Source organism: Alicycliphilus denitrificans K601, from assembly GCF_000204645.1.
In the GTDB taxonomy this organism is placed as follows: Bacteria; Pseudomonadota; Gammaproteobacteria; order Burkholderiales; family Burkholderiaceae_C; genus Alicycliphilus; species Alicycliphilus denitrificans.
The window spans coordinates 2,041,986-2,056,797 of sequence record NC_015422.1; the positions used below are offsets into that span (position 1 = coordinate 2,041,986).

The 14,812-nt window shown below is 62.7% G+C and carries 16 protein-coding genes and 1 pseudogene; 6 read left to right on the forward strand and 11 right to left on the reverse strand.

Features of this window, described 5'->3' with window-relative positions:
- Nucleotides 1-4: 4 nt before the first annotated feature.
- The 4 genes from ALIDE2_RS09685 to ALIDE2_RS09700 form a co-directional block, all read right to left on the reverse strand.
- Nucleotides 5-463: a chromate resistance protein ChrB domain-containing protein gene (locus tag ALIDE2_RS09685; RefSeq protein WP_005797792.1), complete on the reverse strand. Its 459-nt coding sequence runs from the start codon at nt 461-463 to the stop codon at nt 5-7.
- A 4-nt stretch (nt 464-467) separates the two neighbouring features.
- Nucleotides 468-1,376 carry a Fe-Mn family superoxide dismutase gene (locus ALIDE2_RS09690; protein WP_013722015.1) on the reverse strand — a complete coding sequence of 303 codons (909 nt, stop codon included), beginning with the start codon at nt 1,374-1,376 and terminating at the stop codon, nt 468-470.
- Between the two features lie 61 nt (nt 1,377-1,437).
- Nucleotides 1,438-2,634, reverse strand: coding sequence for a chromate transporter (locus tag ALIDE2_RS09695; RefSeq protein ID WP_013722016.1), 1,197 nt, complete (start codon nt 2,632-2,634; stop codon nt 1,438-1,440).
- Nucleotides 2,635-2,690: 56 nt separating this feature from the next.
- On the reverse strand, nt 2,691-3,653 hold the full coding sequence (locus ALIDE2_RS09700; protein WP_005797799.1) for a chromate resistance protein ChrB domain-containing protein: 963 nt from the start codon (nt 3,651-3,653) through the stop codon (nt 2,691-2,693).
- Between the two features lie 1,161 nt (nt 3,654-4,814).
- Between ALIDE2_RS09700 and ALIDE2_RS09705 the strand changes: the two genes are divergently transcribed.
- Complete coding sequence (locus tag ALIDE2_RS09705) at nt 4,815-5,408, forward strand: recombinase family protein (protein WP_013722017.1); 594 nt, start codon at nt 4,815-4,817, stop codon at nt 5,406-5,408.
- Nucleotides 5,409-5,446: 38 nt separating this feature from the next.
- On the opposite strand, the gene ALIDE2_RS25350 is transcribed toward ALIDE2_RS09705, so the two are convergent.
- From ALIDE2_RS25350 to merT, 7 genes are all read right to left on the reverse strand, one after another.
- Complete coding sequence (locus ALIDE2_RS25350; protein WP_005413391.1) at nt 5,447-5,650, reverse strand: DUF3330 domain-containing protein; 204 nt, start codon at nt 5,648-5,650, stop codon at nt 5,447-5,449.
- A 132-nt stretch (nt 5,651-5,782) separates the two neighbouring features.
- Nucleotides 5,783-6,019 (reverse strand): broad-spectrum mercury transporter MerE, encoded by a 237-nt coding sequence (merE, locus tag ALIDE2_RS09715; RefSeq protein WP_005413392.1) that lies wholly within the window; start codon nt 6,017-6,019, stop codon nt 5,783-5,785.
- Nucleotides 6,016-6,381, reverse strand: coding sequence for a mercury resistance co-regulator MerD (gene merD / locus ALIDE2_RS09720; RefSeq protein ID WP_005798827.1), 366 nt, complete (start codon nt 6,379-6,381; stop codon nt 6,016-6,018). Before merD ends, merE begins: the two co-directional genes overlap by 4 nt.
- A gap of 17 nt (nt 6,382-6,398) precedes the next feature.
- Complete coding sequence (gene merA, locus ALIDE2_RS09725; RefSeq protein WP_005798829.1) at nt 6,399-8,084, reverse strand: mercury(II) reductase; 1,686 nt, start codon at nt 8,082-8,084, stop codon at nt 6,399-6,401.
- 38 nt (nt 8,085-8,122) lie between these two features.
- On the reverse strand, nt 8,123-8,548 hold the full coding sequence (gene merC / locus ALIDE2_RS24845) for an organomercurial transporter MerC (RefSeq protein ID WP_000522996.1): 426 nt from the start codon (nt 8,546-8,548) through the stop codon (nt 8,123-8,125).
- Nucleotides 8,549-8,575: 27 nt separating this feature from the next.
- Entirely contained in the window at nt 8,576-8,851 is a 276-nt protein-coding gene (gene merP / locus ALIDE2_RS24850) for a mercury resistance system periplasmic binding protein MerP (RefSeq protein ID WP_004178136.1), read from the reverse strand.
- A 13-nt stretch (nt 8,852-8,864) separates the two neighbouring features.
- Entirely contained in the window at nt 8,865-9,215 is a 351-nt protein-coding gene (gene merT, locus ALIDE2_RS09740; protein WP_005798838.1) for a mercuric ion transporter MerT, read from the reverse strand.
- 71 nt (nt 9,216-9,286) lie between these two features.
- On the opposite strand from merT, the gene merR reads away from it, so the two are divergent.
- From merR to ALIDE2_RS09765, 5 genes and pseudogenes are all read left to right on the forward strand, one after another.
- Nucleotides 9,287-9,721: an Hg(II)-responsive transcriptional regulator gene (gene merR / locus ALIDE2_RS09745; RefSeq protein ID WP_005798840.1), complete on the forward strand. Its 435-nt coding sequence runs from the start codon at nt 9,287-9,289 to the stop codon at nt 9,719-9,721.
- 93 nt (nt 9,722-9,814) lie between these two features.
- Nucleotides 9,815-10,294, forward strand: a complete 480-nt coding sequence (locus ALIDE2_RS09750) for a recombinase family protein (RefSeq protein WP_041700810.1) — start codon at nt 9,815-9,817, stop codon at nt 10,292-10,294.
- A gap of 2 nt (nt 10,295-10,296) precedes the next feature.
- Nucleotides 10,297-13,270: pseudogene (locus ALIDE2_RS09755) on the forward strand (Tn3 family transposase).
- A gap of 147 nt (nt 13,271-13,417) precedes the next feature.
- A complete protein-coding gene (locus tag ALIDE2_RS09760) occupies nt 13,418-13,864 on the forward strand; it encodes a TIGR03757 family integrating conjugative element protein (protein WP_013722018.1) in 447 nt (148 codons plus the stop codon).
- On the forward strand, nt 13,861-14,811 hold the full coding sequence (locus tag ALIDE2_RS09765) for a TIGR03756 family integrating conjugative element protein (protein ID WP_013722019.1): 951 nt from the start codon (nt 13,861-13,863) through the stop codon (nt 14,809-14,811). Before ALIDE2_RS09760 ends, ALIDE2_RS09765 begins: the two co-directional genes overlap by 4 nt.
- Nucleotide 14,812: the final 1 nt, after the last annotated feature.

Here is a 14,812-nt window from a genome sequence, read left to right on the forward strand (position 1 = left end):
CGGATCAGGCTGGCATGACCGGCGGCCAGTTGTGTGTCTCGGCCTGGCATGCGCGGCACCACGCATAGAGGGCGTCGTACATCACCATGCCGTGCTGGAGCATTTCGTGGTCGTCGCTAAAGTTGTGCGACAGCCCGAGCGAGAGCGCATAGAGCCCTGCTGATTGCGGCGTCAGGTCGAGCCGGGAGGTGTCGGCGCCGCGCACGATCTCGGCCAACTGGCGCAGCGCTGGGTCGTCCAGGTGGTACTTCGACAGGAAGGAATCGAAACTGCACAGCTCGCCCACATGGCTTAGTTCGACATTCGGGATGTCGTAGGGGATGGCGCCGGTAGCGTTGGCGGTTTTCAGCACCTCGCTGGCCGGCACATAGAGAAATTCCGCCTGCTGGTCGATGAAGCGCGCAACCAGCCAGGGACAGGCGATGCGGTCGATCTTGGGGCGTTCGCGTGTAATCCACTTCATGGTGCTACTCCTTTGCTTCAAATGTCACGCCAGCAGCGCGACAGGCTTCGATGCCTCCGGCCACGAAGCGTGCGTCGAGGCCATGCGCTCGTAGCGCGAGCGCCACCGACTGGCTGACTTCATGGCCGTGCACGCAATACACAAGGACGGGTTTAGAGGTATCGATTTCACGGCTCCAATTTGCCAACTGCACGGGATCGCGCCGAATGGCCCCGGCGATGCGATCAGGCGCTTGTGCGTAGCCTGCCGTGCGTCGCACGTCGATCAGTTGGAGGTCACCGCCGACTTCCTCTGGTGCGGCCGACCAGGGCAGTGCATCAGCCTCGACGGCGGCAGCGTAGCGCTGCATCACGGCATTCCAGCGGATGTTTTGCATGAAGGCGTCAACATACGCGGCCGCCTTGGCACCGAAATCCATGTGGTAGGCGTGCTCGTACATGTCCAGTGCCAGCAGCGGTGTGGCGCCGGCCAGCAGGTTCGTATGGTCAGCCGCCCAATGGTTGATCAGCCGCGCCTCGCGTGTGGACCATGACAGCAGCGCCCACCCCGAGCCGCCGCCCATGGCCTTGGCCAGTGCGGAGAATTCCGTGCGCCAGCGGTCAACGCTGCCAAAGTCGCGGGCCAAGGCAACTGCCAGGCCGGAGTCCGGCAATGCACCGTCGCCTCCCAGCGTGTCGAAGTACAGCTCGTGGAGCCAAGCGGAATTGGCGGCGATCAGCTCTTCGCGCTTCAGGCCATTGATCATGAAGACCGGAGCGGTCGGCCAATCCAGGTGCGCCAGTTGCTGGCGAATAGCATCCAGGCGCTTGACTGCACCGGTGTAGTTGTTCGCGTGATGGCTGAGGATGAGTTCCTCGGACAGCCCGTTGAGGGCAGCGAGGTTGATGGTAAGGGGGCGTAGTTGTAAATCCATTGGAGTGTTCCTAGAAATGTGGCAAGTCATGGGTTAAGGCGTGGACTCCTCTCGCTTCTATTCAGCTGCGGGTCACCAGCGGGTAGACGACCAGCCCAATCAGTGCCGCGGCAGCGACAACGATCGGCTCCGGCAACTTCTTGAATTTCCAAAGCAAGGCAGCAGTCCCCAGGGCGAGTAGCGCCGTGGGAACGTCCTTGATCGAGCGCACCCCGATAACTACCACGGCTCCGGCCAACGATCCGATGGCGGCTGCCGTCACGCCATCGACGAATGCCACGATTCCCGGTTTCTTTCCATATTTCTTGAAGTACGGGGCTGGCAGGACTGTGAGGAGATAGCACGGCAGGAAGGTTGCCAGCGCCGCAGCAACCGCGCCCCAGAAGTCCGCGACCAGAAAGCCGATGAACCCGGTAGTGACGACGACAGGACCGGGAGTGATCATGGCGACTGCGACAGCGTCTAGGAACTGGTGATCGGTCAACCATCCGTACTCTTTGACTACTCCGCTATACAGAAACGGGACGATAGCTAGGCCGCTACCAAAAACAAAACTGCCCGCGTAGAAGAAATACTTGGTGATCTGCCACAGCTTGGTCCAGTCGACGTTGGACAAGCCAAGCAAGGCCAGCAAAGGAATAGCACTGCTGTGCAGCGTGCTGGACGGCTTAATAAATTTCGGCGGCGCGCGCAACAACCACACGAGAACGCCTGCGCCCAGGAACAGCCACAGTTCCTCGGATTGGGTGATGATCGTCACCGCCGCCGCTACTGCAAAGATGGCCCATTGCAGTTTGTCTTTGCCGATGTTCTTGGTAGAGAGCTTCCAGGTGCTGATAGCAATGATCCCAATGACAGCGGAACTCACGCCATAAAACACGGCCTGCATCCAACCCAGGCCGCCGAAATGCGTATAGGCCCAACCCAGTCCGATCACCATCAGAAACGAGGGCAGCACAAAAGCGAGGCCCACCAGGGTGGCCCCTAGGAAGCTGTAGTGAACAAAGCCCAGGTAGATGGCCAACTGCGCGGCTAACGGTCCTGGCGCGAGCTGCGCCAAGGCCAGCCCTTCCTTGTAGTCTGCCTCGGTGAACCATTGGCGCCGTTCCACCAAGTCGCGATCCATGTAGCCGGCCAGGGCTACGGGTCCGCCGAAGCCCAGTGCTCCGAGCCGTAAGAAATAAGCAATCAATTGCCACAGCGTATAGCTGCGAGGCGCCGCACTGCTGATGGCTGCAGCTGAAGTGGTCTCGTTCATGAAGATTCGTTCCTAAAAAAGTGATCTGAGTTAAAGAAGTGATCTGAGGTGGGTCGTCACGTTTTGCGACTACTGGAGAAATGGGCATGGAGCGAATCCAGCACGCCGCCGATGTCGACCAGCAGCGCGTCGTCGTCCGGCCAGCGCTTGCGTGCGCCGGCCAGCACGGCCTCGAAGCCGCTGGCCTCGGGTGTGGTCGCGCCACCCACGTCGAGCGCATGCACCATGGCTCCCAGGCGCGAGAGACCCCGATCGTCCTCCAGGCCGAAGCTCGCCAGCAGTACCTCGAACGTCACCCGCTCGCCCACGTGCGAGAAAGTCGCGCCGTCGAAATCGAAACCCAGCGCATCGGACGGGCAGTCTGCTGCGGTGTTCAGCCACAGGAAGCGCGCGTGAGGGTCGATAAAACGCTGGATCAGCCAGGCACTCGCCACGCGGTCCACCCAGAGATGGCGGCGTGTGGCCCAGACTCGCCCCTGGTACTGCATGCGATCACGCCGAGCAATGCGGCCGGCCATAGGCTGCGGCTCGCCGGGTGACTGCATAGATTCGAGGGCGTTGGCGAAATCGCGCCACTGGGCGTCGGCGCGGATCGACGTCTCGCCGGGAAAGAAGTCGATTTTGCGGATGACCTCATAGGCACGCGCATGCTTGCGCTGTGTACGCTGGAGTTCGGCTGCGCTCAGGGCGGAAAGCGTCTGGCGTGCTTGCGCCAGTTCCTCCAGCCAGGGGGTGTAATCGGCCGTCCGGTCGAACAGCGCCTGAAAGGTGGCCTGCTCAGCCAGGTCAAGGGCTTGTACCTGCAGCAGCCAGGCTTGGCCACCTTCCTGCAGCGCTTCATCGGCCAGCATTTGTAGCTGCGCAGCCTGTTCGGCCTGAGCGGGCAGTAGGTAGGCGCCGTCGCGCAAGGCGGCACAGCCGAGCGCCTTGACGGCGCGCCAAATCCGCATGCGTGCCGTGGCGCTCGCGGAGGGGAGGCTGACGATGAGGGTCAGCCAAGAGTCGGAGGTGAGAGTCATGGCAACAGCTTAAATCCCTGTCACGGTCGTTGCAATGATGTAGCGATCTCTACAAAACAGTAACTACTGGGTTCAGAAGATTTGCACCCCGCCCTGGGGCGTGTCGGCGCGCGGCGCCGTCAGGCTCTCGGGCGTTGCCCCGTGCTTCGTGCCGAATCACGGCCATGCGGCGTCGATCCTTCACGCAACTGCGGCCCTGATCGCAGATCCGGGCCTGCGCGCTGCGCTTGCTAATACCGGCTGTGCCTGGGTGGCGCGGTGTGGCGGCTTGTTGCTTCTCCATCGTGCCACGGCGTTCTCGCCGTGCAAGGGCGGCGCGTGCTCGCACTCTTGCGGCCTGCGGCCGTCGTTGACCCTTGACTGCTTGCGCTGCGCAGTGCCCCGAAAGGGTCGGGCAATTCCGCCCGGCAACCTTTCAGGAGCTCACCATGAACAACGCACTCATCACTGACGAGCAGCGCATCGTGCTGCTGTCGGAATCCAGCCTGCGCTCTGACGACTCGGCGTGATGCCTTCGCGCCCCTAACGGGGCGTTGCGCGCTTTGCTTGTCTCCAGGGGAAAGCCCTGCGGGCTATCCCCGCCGCGCGAGCTTGGCGCCCCTCAAAGGCCGCCGAGCCGGCTTCCCGATGCCTGGAGCATGAGCTTGTGCATCGAGCCTTGAAGTCCGGGCGTCCCCGGCCAGGAAACATGGCCGGTCGCGCTGTCGTGCTGCGCATCGAACCCCCTGCGGGGTTTCGCCCCTGTCGGGCTTCCATCATTCCCTCGCGCTGATCGGCTGACGCCTCCGGCCCGGCTTCCAGCTTCGGGCCTGCGCGCTTCGCTTGCCGTGCGGTCGGCGCATGGGGAAGGCCGTTGCCTTGTCCAGCCGTCTCCCCTGACTTCATCACCTTGTCCGCGACTGTAGCCCGCTCCCGTGCGCCGTCAAGGCGCGCAGGGCCGTGTCCTCGCTGCGCTGCGGGCCGCACCAACCCTGCGCTTGCCTCCTTGACGGCCCCCGTCCGCGCGCTCCTGACCGTCGCGGGCGATGAACTCAGGAAAGACGGTGGCAACAGGGCCAACCAGGTTCCTCGTGCCGACCGCACCGAACAGCCGAAAGGCTGGGCTCCGAATCTAGGAATCCGGTGTGCGGTTTTCTTCAACAACCAAGTCAGGAGAAAGACATGCTTGCATCCCGTTTTGCTTCCCATTCCCCGGCGCTGCGTTCCGATTACCCCTTGTCGGATGACCAAATCCGGCGCGTGGCCCCGTCCATCTTTGCGGATGCCCCGCATGAGAGCCGTTCCGAGCGGTACAGCTACATGGCACTACGGCCAGGCGACACGTTGGTCGTTTGGAAACTGGATCGGCTCGGGCGCGACCTGCGCCATCTGATCAATACCGTCCATGACCTGACCGGACGCGGCATCGGCCTCAAGGTGCTGACCGGGCACGGCGCGGCCATTGACACCACGACCGCCGCCGGCAAGCTGGTCTTCGGTATCTTCGCCGCGCTGGCCGAGTTCGAGCGCGAGTTGATCGCCGAGCGCACCGTGGCGGGCCTGGCCTCAGCACGGGCACGCGGCCGGAAAGGCGGCCGGCCGTTCAAGATGACCGCCGCCAAGCTGCGGCTGGCGATGGCGGCAATGGGGCAGTCAGAGACCAAGGTCGGCGACCTGTGCCAGGAACTTGGCATCACGCGGCAGACCCTGTATCGGCATATTTCACCCAAGGGCGAGCTACGTCCAGATGGCGAGAAGCTACTCAGCCGAATTTGATGCCGACATGAGGCGACGTAGCGAAAGCGTGGTTTGTCTCAATTTGACGGCGGCGAACCGCAAGCGTTCGGTTCGCCGCTCGTTTCGGTCGCAGTGCTGGCCCGCGCCTGGAAACGTTGATAACACTCCAGCCCGCAGAAGTGCTCGACGTACTCCGCGCCTTCCGGTGTGAAGGCGGCATCGAGCGGAATTTCCTTGCAGCACACGCAGCAACTGGTGGCGGTCGGATCATTTGCATTCATGGTGGCACCCCTCCATTGACTGACGAAGACGGCGAATGCCGCCGCCGGCATCGGCTTTGCGAACAGAAAGCCTTGCCCGCGCTCGAACGCTTGGGCCCTCCGCCGTAGTCCATCCATCCGGCCGGGAAGCGCTCATGATCTTTCCCTGAATGCCCGCAACGCCCGCGCCAGTGACAGAAGAAACAGGCCGGTCAAACCGAGCGCCGTGATGACCCAATACTCGACAAGGAATGCACCGGCGGTTGTGCCGGCCAGCACGGCAGCGAGGATGGACAGGTGGCAGGGGCAAGTCAGCACGGCCAGCGTGCCCCACAGGTAGCCGGTGAACGGTTTGTGCGTCTCGGCCGGCATGCGCTCGGGGCTGTTCATGGCAAACTCTCCGCATGCTGTGCCGGCGCGGTCGGCATGGCGGCCAACTGCACTTCCAGATTGGCCAACGCTTCGCGCCGGCGTTCGACGAACTGACGCAGCACAGCAAGCTGCGCGGCAGTTTCATCGCAGTTCGCCGCATCCAGCGCCCGGCACAGCCGCGCCAATGCGCCGAGGCCGATGCCCGCCTCGAAGGCGGCCCGCACGAAGCACAGTCGCTGCAAGGCGGCGTCATCGAACAGGCCGTAGCCACCCGTGGTGCAGGCGACTGGCCGCAGCAATCCACGCAGCAGGTAATCGCGCACGATATGCACACTCACCCCGGCATCAAAGGCCAACCGGGACACCGTGTAGGCGTTCATCGAACACCTCCTTTTCCTCATCCGGCACAACACGAAAGCTGCTTCACGTCCTTGCTGAAGGTCTGCGCCGCGAGCTTCAACCCCTCGACCATCGTCAGGTAGGGGAACAACTGGTCGGCCAGTTCCTGCACCGTCATGCGGTTGCGAATGGCGAGAACAGCCGTCTGGATCAATTCGCCGGCTTCCGGGGCGACGACCTGCACGCCGATGAGCCGTCCGCTACCTTCCTCGATGACCAGCTTGATAAAGCCGCGTGTGTCGAAGTTGGCAAGCGCACGCGGCACGTTGTCGAGCGTGAGCGTGCGACTGTCGGTTTCGATCCCGTCGTGATGCGCTTCCGCTTCGCTGTAGCCCACGGTTGCTACTTGCGGATCGGTGAACACCACGGCCGGCATCGCGGTTAGATTGATGGCAGCATCCCCTCCGGTCATGTTGATCGCGGCACGGGTGCCGGCCGCTGCCGCCACATAGACGAATTGTGGCTGGTCCGTGCAGTCGCCGGCCGCGTAAATGTGTGGCGTGCTGGTGCGCATGCCCTTGTCGATGACGATGGCACCCTGCGCATTGACGGTGACTCCCGCCGCGTCGAGTGCCAGGCTGCGCGTGTTCGGTGTCCGTCCGGTAGCGACCAGCAGCTTGTCGGCACGTACTTCACCGTGTCCCGTGGTCAGCACGAATTCGCCGTTCACATGCGCGACCTGGCTGGCTTGCGTGTGTTCCAGTACCTTGATCCCTTCGGCACGGAAGGCCGCTGTGACGGCCTCGCCGATGGACGGGTCGTCGCGGAAGAACAGCGTGTTGCGAGCTAGGATCGTGACCTGGCTGCCCAGCCGGGCGAAGGCTTGCGCCAGTTCCAGCGCGACCACCGACGAGCCGATCACGGCTAGGCGTTCGGGAAGGGTGTCGCTGACCAGGGCCTCGGTCGAAGTCCAGTAGGGTGACTCTTTCAGGCCCGGAATCGGCGGCACGGCCGGGCTGGCACCCGTGGCGACTAAGCAGCGGTCGAAAGCTACCACGCGCTCGCCACCATCGTTTAAACGGACGACCAGGCTCTGCTCATCCTTGAAACGCGCCTCACCATGTACAACGGTGATGGCCGGGTTGCCGTCCAGAATGCCTTCGTACTTGGCATGGCGCAGTTCTTCGACGCGCGCCTGCTGCTGGGCCAGTAGTTTGCTGCGGTCAATCGCAGGCACAGTCGCCGCGATACCGCCGTCGAACGGACTTTCCCGACGTAAATGGGCGATGTGGGCGGCGCGAATCATGATCTTGGACGGCACGCAGCCGACGTTGACGCAGGTGCCGCCGATGGTGCCGCGCTCGATCAGCGAGACGTGCGCGCCTTGCTCGACGGCCTTCAGTGCTGCCGCCATTGCCGCGCCACCGCTACCAATGACGACGACCTGCAACGGGCGTTCGTTGCCACTGGGCTTATCAGCGGCCCCTATCCAGCCGCGCATCTTGTCGAGCAGGCCGGCGCGGTTGTCCGTCGGTGGCGCATCGGCAAGCGTTGCCTCGTAGCCCAGTCCGGCCACGGCGGTAGTCAGCGCATCCGATGACGTGCCCGCCTCAATGGCGAGTTGCGCTGTGCCCTTCGGATAGGACACCAGCGCCGATTGCACGCCGGGCACTTTCTCCAAGGCTTCCTTGACGTGAGCCGCGCACGAGTCGCAGGTCATCCCGGTGATTTTCAGGGTGGTCATGTATTTTTCCTTTTCTGTGGTGGCTACGGCTGTTGCCGTCAGCCACGTTGTTCTGGCAATTCACAGCTGTCCGGCCCGCAGCGGCGATGTGCTGGCGAGATGAAATCCCAGACCGACACCCCAACCATCAAGGCCAGGCCGACATAGAGCAGTCCACCGCTCTGCCAGCCGTAAGCCCGCATTAAAAACACCGCTGCCAGCACCAAGATCGGGCCTATCGTGCCGAGCGCCGTGCGTCGCCACTGTCGATGATTGAGCCAAGCGATAGCATTGGCGAGTAACGCGATGCCGGCGAACATCGGCAGCAGGATGCCAATGAATAGCCCCTCGTACTGGCTCAAGAAGCCCAGTCCGATGGCCGCGCCAAAGCTGGCGATGGCAGGAAAACAGGCGGCGCAGCCCATCGCGGAAACGACGCTGCCGAGCGCGCCGGTTTTGCCAGCGATGCGCGTGATGAGTCCCATGTGTCGCTCCCGAGTTCGGTTAACGGATCAGCGTTTGAGGCTGGACGGATAGCCCGCGTCCTCGGTCGCCTTGGTCAACTTCTGGACGTTGGTCTTGGCATCGTCGAAGGTGACGACGGCCTGGCGCTTGTCGAAACTTACGTCGGTCTTGCTCACGCCCTCAACCTTGGAAAGCGCGTGCTTGACAGTGATCGGGCAAGAGGCGCAGGTCATGCCAGGCACGGACAGCGTGACGGTCTGAGTGGCGGCGAACACGGGGGCAACGAAAGCGGCGAGAGCGAGGGAGGCAAACAGCTTTTTCATGATGAACTCCTGATTAGTAGAAAAATGGCATGACGTAGGGAAAACCAAGCGCGACCAAGACCAACACGGCGACGAACCAGAAAATGAGCTTGTAGGTGGTGCGCACTTGCGGAATCGCGCACACCTCGCCCGGCTTGCAGGCTGCGGTCGGTCGGACGATGCGCCGCCAGGCAAAGAACAGTGCAACCAGCGCCGCGCCGATGAAGATCGGCCGATACGGCTCCAATACCGTCAGGTTGCCGATCCAAGCGCCGCTGAACCCCAAGGTGACCAGAACCAGCGGCCCCAGGCAGCAGGCCGAGGCGAGGATGGCAGCCAGCCCGCCGGCGAAGAGCGCCCCGCGCCCGTTTTGTGGTTCAGACATGCGCGTGTCCTTTCGAATTTAAATTGGATAGCGTAACCTTACTTCCGTAGTCATGTACGGAGTCAAGCAATATGGAAAACAATTTGGAAAATCTGACCATCGGCGTTTTCGCCAAGGCGGCCGGGGTCAACGTAGAGACCATCCGGTTCTATCAGCGCAAGGGCTTGTTGCCGGAGCCGGACAAGCCTTACGGCAGCATCCGCCGCTATGGCGAGGCGGATGTAACGCGGGTGCGGTTCGTGAAATCAGCCCAGCGGCTGGGCTTCAGTCTGGATGAAATAGCCGAACTGCTGCGGCTGGAGGATGGCACCCATTGCGAGGAAGCCAGTAGTCTGGCCGAGCACAAGCTCAAGGACGTGCGCGAAAAAATGACTGACTTGGCGCGTATGGAGTCGGTGCTTTCCGAACTTGTGTGTGCCTGCCACCTGCGGCAGGGGAATGTTTCTTGCCCGCTGATTGCTTCACTGCAAGGGAAGAAAGAACCGCGCAGTACCGACGCGGTGTAGCCAAGGGAACTACGCCTAAGCGTGCTTTATTTTCCGTTTTCTGAGGTGACGTCAACCGTCAGAAAAAACCGTGCGGCCGACTTTTGATAATTCGTGCTATCGCCTTCTGAAAATGACACTTCAGGCAAGGACACACAACGTCCCGAACTTGAAAGGCTGCTGGCCTTTGTGCGCGAGGGCGACACCGTGGTGGTGCACAGCATGGACAGGTTGGCACGCAATCTCGATGACCTGCGCCGCATCGTTCAGGGGCTGACACAACGGGGCGTGCGGATGGAGTTTGTCAAAGAAGGGCTGGCGTTCACCGGCGATGACTCACCGATGGCCAATTTGATGCTGTCGGTCATGGGGGCTTTTGCGGAGTTCGAGCGCGCACTGATCCGCGAACGCCAGCGCGAGGGAATCGTGCTGGCCAAGCAGCGCGGTGCCTACCGGGGACGAAAGAAATCGCTGAACAGCGAACAAATTGCCAAGTTGAAACAGCGAGTCGCGGCAGGCGATCAAAAAACCTTGGTGGCCCGTGACTTCGGCATCAGTCGCGAAACCTTGTACCAGTACCTGCGGGAAGACTGATCATGCCGCGCCGCTCAATCCTGTCCGCCACCGAGCGCGAAAGCCTGCTGGCACTACCAGATGCCAAAGACGAACTGATACGGCACTACACGTTCAACGAAACCGACCTATCGGTGATCCGCCAGCGTCGCGGCGCTGCGAATCGATTGGGCTTCGCCGTGCAGCTTTGCTACTTGCGATTCCCTGGCATCTTCTTGGGCATCGATGAGCCTCCGTTTCCGCCCCTGTTGCGCATGGTGGCCGCACAACTCAAGGTGCCGGTGGAAAGTTGGAACGATTACGGCCAGCGCGAGCAGACGCGGCGGGAGCACTTGGTCGAGCTGCAAACGGTGTTCGGGTTCAAGCCCTTCACCATGAGTCACTACCGGCAAGCCGTGCATACATTGACCGAGCTGGCCTTGCAGACCGATAAAGGGATTGTGCTGGCCAGCACCCTTGTCGAAAACCTGCGGCGGCAGAGCATCATCCTGCCCGCCATGAATGCCATCGAGCGCGCGAGCGCCGAGGCCATCACCCGTGCCAACCGGCGTATTTACGCGGCGTTGACCGATTCTTTGTTATCGCTCCACCGTCAGCGCCTGGACGAACTTCTCAAGCGCAAGGACGGCAGCAAATTGACGTGGCTGGCATGGCTGCGCCAGTCGCCCGTCAAGCCGAACTCTCGGCATATGCTTGAACACATCGAGCGCCTCAAGGCTTGGCAGGCGCTTGACCTTCCCGCAGGCATCGAGCGACAAGTTCACCAGAACCGCCTGCTCAAGATCGCCCGTGAGGGTGGGCAGATGACGCCTGCCGATCTGGCAAAGTTCGAGATGCAACGACGCTATGCCACTCTGGTTTCGCTGGCCATTGAAGGTATGGCCACCGTCACCGACGAAATCATCGACCTGCACGACCGCATCATTGGCAAACTATTCAACGCCGCCAAGAACAAGCATCAGCAGCAGTTTCAGGCTTCCGGCAAGGCGATCAATGACAAGGTGCGGATGTATGGCCGCATCGGCCAAGCCTTGCTGGAAGCCAAACAGAGCGGCGGCGATCCGTTCGCCGCCATCGAGGCCGTAATGCCGTGGGATACCTTCGCCGCCAGCGTCACCGAGGCGCAAACGCTGGCGCGGCCTGCCGATTTTGATTTCCTGCACCATATCGGCGAGAGTTACGCCACGCTGCGCCGCTATGCGCCGCAGTTCCTGGACGTGCTCAAACTGCGCGCCGCGCCCACCGCCAAGGGTGTGCTCGATGCCATCGACGTGCTGCGCGGCATGAACAGCGACAGCGCGCGCAAGGTGCCCGCCGATGCGCCAACCGCATTCATCAAGCCGCGCTGGGCAAAGCTGGTTCTGACCGACGAGGGTATTGACCGGCGTTACTACGAGTTATGCGCCCTGTCGGAGCTGAAGAACGCACTGCGCTCTGGTGATGTTTGGGTGCAGGGTTCGCGCCAGTTCAAGGACTTCGACGAATACCTGGTGCCGATCGAGAAGTTCGCCACCCTGAAGCTGGCCAGCGAATTGCCACTGGCCGTGGCCACCGACTGCGACCAATATCTGCATGACCGACTGGAATTATTGGAGGCGCAACTCGCCACAGTCAACCGCATGGCGGCGACCAACGACTTGCCGGACGCCATCATCACCACTGCATCGGGCCTGAAGATCACGCCGCTGGACGCAGCGGTGCCAGACGCCGCGCAAGCCTTGATTGACCAGTCGGCGATGTTGCTGCCGCACCTCAAGATCACCGAGTTGCTGATGGAGGTCGATGAATGGACGGGCTTCACGCGCCACTTCACACACCTGAAGACCGGCGACACGGCCAAGGACAAAACCTTGCTGATGACGACGATTCTGGCTGATGGTATCAATCTTGGGCTCACCAAGATGGCCGAGTCCTGCCCTGGCACCACCTACGCCAGGCTGTCTTGGCTGCAAGCCTGGCACGTTCGCGACGAAACCTATTCGACGGCGCTGGCCGAGCTGGTGAACGCACAGTTTCGACAACCCTTCGCCGGAAACTGGGGCGACGGCACCACGTCATCGTCGGACGGCCAGAACTTCCGAACCGGCAGCAAGGCAGAGAGCACCGGGCATATCAATCCGAAGTATGGAAGTAGCCCTGGGCGGACGTTCTATACCCATATCTCCGACCAATACGCGCCCTTCAGCGCCAAGGTGGTCAACGTCGGCTTGCGCGACTCGACCTATGTGCTCGATGGCCTGCTGTACCACGAGTCTGACTTGCGTATCGAGGATACACTACACCGACACGGCGGGCTTCACCGATCATGTGTTCGGCCTGATGCACTTTCTGGGATTCCGGTTCGCGCCGCGCATCCGCGACCTGGGCGACACCAAGCTGTTCATTCCCAAGGGCCATACTGCCTACGATGCACTCAAGCCGATGATTAGCAGCGACAGGCTGAACATCAAGGCTATTCGCGCTCATTGGGATGAAATCCTACGGCTGGCCACTTCGATCAAGCAGGGCACGGTGACGGCCTCGCTGATGCTGCGCAAGCTCGGCAGCTATCCGCGCCAAAACGGCTTGGCCGTCGCCCTGCGCGAGCTGGGGCGCATCGAGCGCACGCTGTTCATTCTGGATTGGCTGCAAAGCGTGGAGCTGCGCCGCCGCGTCCATGCGGGGCTGAATAAGGGCGAGGCGCGCAACGCGCTGGCCAGGGCGGTCTTCTTCTACCGATTGGGTGAAATCCGCGACCGCAGTTTTGAGCAGCAGCGCTACCGGGCCAGCGGCCTCAATCTGGTGACGGCGGCCATCGTGTTGTGGAACACGGTCTATCTGGAGCGTGCCACCAGTGCTTTGCGTGCCCACGGCAAGGCGCTGGACGACACGTTGCTGCAATATCTGTCCCCGCTGGGGTGGGAGCATATCAACCTGACCGGCGATTACCTATGGCGCAGCAGTGCCAAGGTCGGTGCGGGGAAGTTCAGGCCATTGCGACCGCTGCCACCGGCTTAGCGTGCTTTATTTTCCGTTTTCTGAGACGACCCCTTCTTCCTTGTGGCGCTTGCGAAAGCGGGTGTGCGTGGTGCGCATTCCTTGTCGCAGCGGACATGCCTTCGGCGTTCGACTAGGGGCCTTGCTCTCATTCCCAGGACGCCCGCCATGACGGCTCCCTTGTTCAATTCCATCCCGCGGCTGCGGGCCACGCGCATCGCGTGCGCGGGAGGGGTGCTGCTTGCCCTGTGCGGCCAGGTCGCTTCTGCCGCCGACGTGCTGGTCGTGACCGACAGCCGCAATCCGGTGCAGTCCACGGCCGGCGTGCGCGTGATCGAGCTGGACCTGCCCGAGCGCATCGAGGCCGAGCTGGCGGCCGGTCTGCCCAATGACGCCAGCCGTGCAGCCACGCTCGTGCAGCAGCGGTTGCGCGATGGCGGACCGGCATTGCAGCGCCGCATCGGTAGCGCCTACCAGGGTGTGGCCGATGCCTGGGGGCTGGGCATCGCCAAGGTGCCCGCCGTGGTGGTCGATCGCCGCTACGTGGTCTACGGCGAGCCCGACGTGGCGCGCGCCCTGGCCCGCATCGAAGCCCATCGGAGGACGCAGCCATGAAGCGCCTGCTGTCGGCATCGTCGCGCCGCGCTCGCCTCGCCATCGCCTCGGTGCTGCTGGGCGGCGCGGCATCGAGCTTCGCGCTGAACACGGCCACCATCGTGTCCTCGGCCCTGTCGCCGGACTGCATCGAGTACCGCGTCGTCGGCATCTGCTACTGGCTGTTCTGCACTTGGACGGGCTGCACCGTGCGCACGTCGGTGAAGGTGCGGCACTACGTGCCGGACGCGGTGGTATCGAGCTACAGCAACACCGGCGAGAACCCCTGGGTCGAGGTGCGCGCGATGAGCACGCCGAACCCGACTGCGCAGGCTGGCGGCGACGGCACGACGAACCACGACAACGAGAACAACCTCGCCAAGTTCAAGAACGCCGACGTCATCGGCCACCCCGGCGGCTACGTGTTCAGCCAGTTCGCGAGTTCCTTCGGCTACTCGTGCGAGGGTGCGGGCACGGCCTTCATGCCGTACCTGCTCAGCACCCTGGACACCATCGCCTGGCGCTACAACATCCCGGAAGCCTTCTACCCCGAAGCGCTCATTCCGGGCCGGCGCGAGATCGGCACGCGTACCGGCCTGAACCTGTGGGGCAACGTGTACGCACGCGGGGGCTTTCTGCACCAGACCGATGACCACAAGAGCGGTGCCGTGGTCGCGCAGCGCGCGGGCGACGTCGTGACGCGGCGCAACCAGATCCACGTGTACCAACCGCTGCTTGCCAACAGCCGCGACGGCTACTGGCCGGCCGGTGCGCTGATGGAAACGGACGCCTCCACGGGCAAGTGGCAGCCGCTCACGCCCACGCTCTCGAACAGTTGCGTGGTCTTCCCGCACAGCGGAAGCCTCACGCAGGCCCAGCAGGGCGACTACGCCTGGGCGCTGTGGCGTCCCTATGCCTGTTGCCAGCGCCGCGGACAGGTCTTCCTCGGCAGCGTCGATTTCAACTGAG

Excerpts from the sequence above, each read along its gene's own strand:
- ALIDE2_RS09685 (WP_005797792.1), bottom strand. The coding sequence starts at position 463 with ATGAAGTGGATTACACGCGAACGCCCCAAGATCGACCGCATCGCCTGT.
- ALIDE2_RS09690 (WP_013722015.1), bottom strand. The coding sequence starts at position 1,376 with ATGGATTTACAACTACGCCCCCTTACCATCAACCTCGCTGCCCTCAAC.
- ALIDE2_RS09695 (WP_013722016.1), bottom strand. The coding sequence starts at position 2,634 with ATGAACGAGACCACTTCAGCTGCAGCCATCAGCAGTGCGGCGCCTCGC.
- ALIDE2_RS09700 (WP_005797799.1), bottom strand. The coding sequence starts at position 3,653 with ATGACTCTCACCTCCGACTCTTGGCTGACCCTCATCGTCAGCCTCCCC.
- ALIDE2_RS09705 (WP_013722017.1), top strand. The coding sequence starts at position 4,815 with ATGCTTGCATCCCGTTTTGCTTCCCATTCCCCGGCGCTGCGTTCCGAT.
- ALIDE2_RS25350 (WP_005413391.1), bottom strand. The coding sequence starts at position 5,650 with ATGAATGCAAATGATCCGACCGCCACCAGTTGCTGCGTGTGCTGCAAG.
- merE (WP_005413392.1), bottom strand. The coding sequence starts at position 6,019 with ATGAACAGCCCCGAGCGCATGCCGGCCGAGACGCACAAACCGTTCACC.
- merD (WP_005798827.1), bottom strand. The coding sequence starts at position 6,381 with ATGAACGCCTACACGGTGTCCCGGTTGGCCTTTGATGCCGGGGTGAGT.
- merA (WP_005798829.1), bottom strand. The coding sequence starts at position 8,084 with ATGACCACCCTGAAAATCACCGGGATGACCTGCGACTCGTGCGCGGCT.
- merC (WP_000522996.1), bottom strand. The coding sequence starts at position 8,548 with ATGGGACTCATCACGCGCATCGCTGGCAAAACCGGCGCGCTCGGCAGC.
- merP (WP_004178136.1), bottom strand. The coding sequence starts at position 8,851 with ATGAAAAAGCTGTTTGCCTCCCTCGCTCTCGCCGCTTTCGTTGCCCCC.
- merT (WP_005798838.1), bottom strand. The coding sequence starts at position 9,215 with ATGTCTGAACCACAAAACGGGCGCGGGGCGCTCTTCGCCGGCGGGCTG.
- merR (WP_005798840.1), top strand. The coding sequence starts at position 9,287 with ATGGAAAACAATTTGGAAAATCTGACCATCGGCGTTTTCGCCAAGGCG.
- ALIDE2_RS09760 (WP_013722018.1), top strand. The coding sequence starts at position 13,418 with ATGACGGCTCCCTTGTTCAATTCCATCCCGCGGCTGCGGGCCACGCGC.
- ALIDE2_RS09765 (WP_013722019.1), top strand. The coding sequence starts at position 13,861 with ATGAAGCGCCTGCTGTCGGCATCGTCGCGCCGCGCTCGCCTCGCCATC.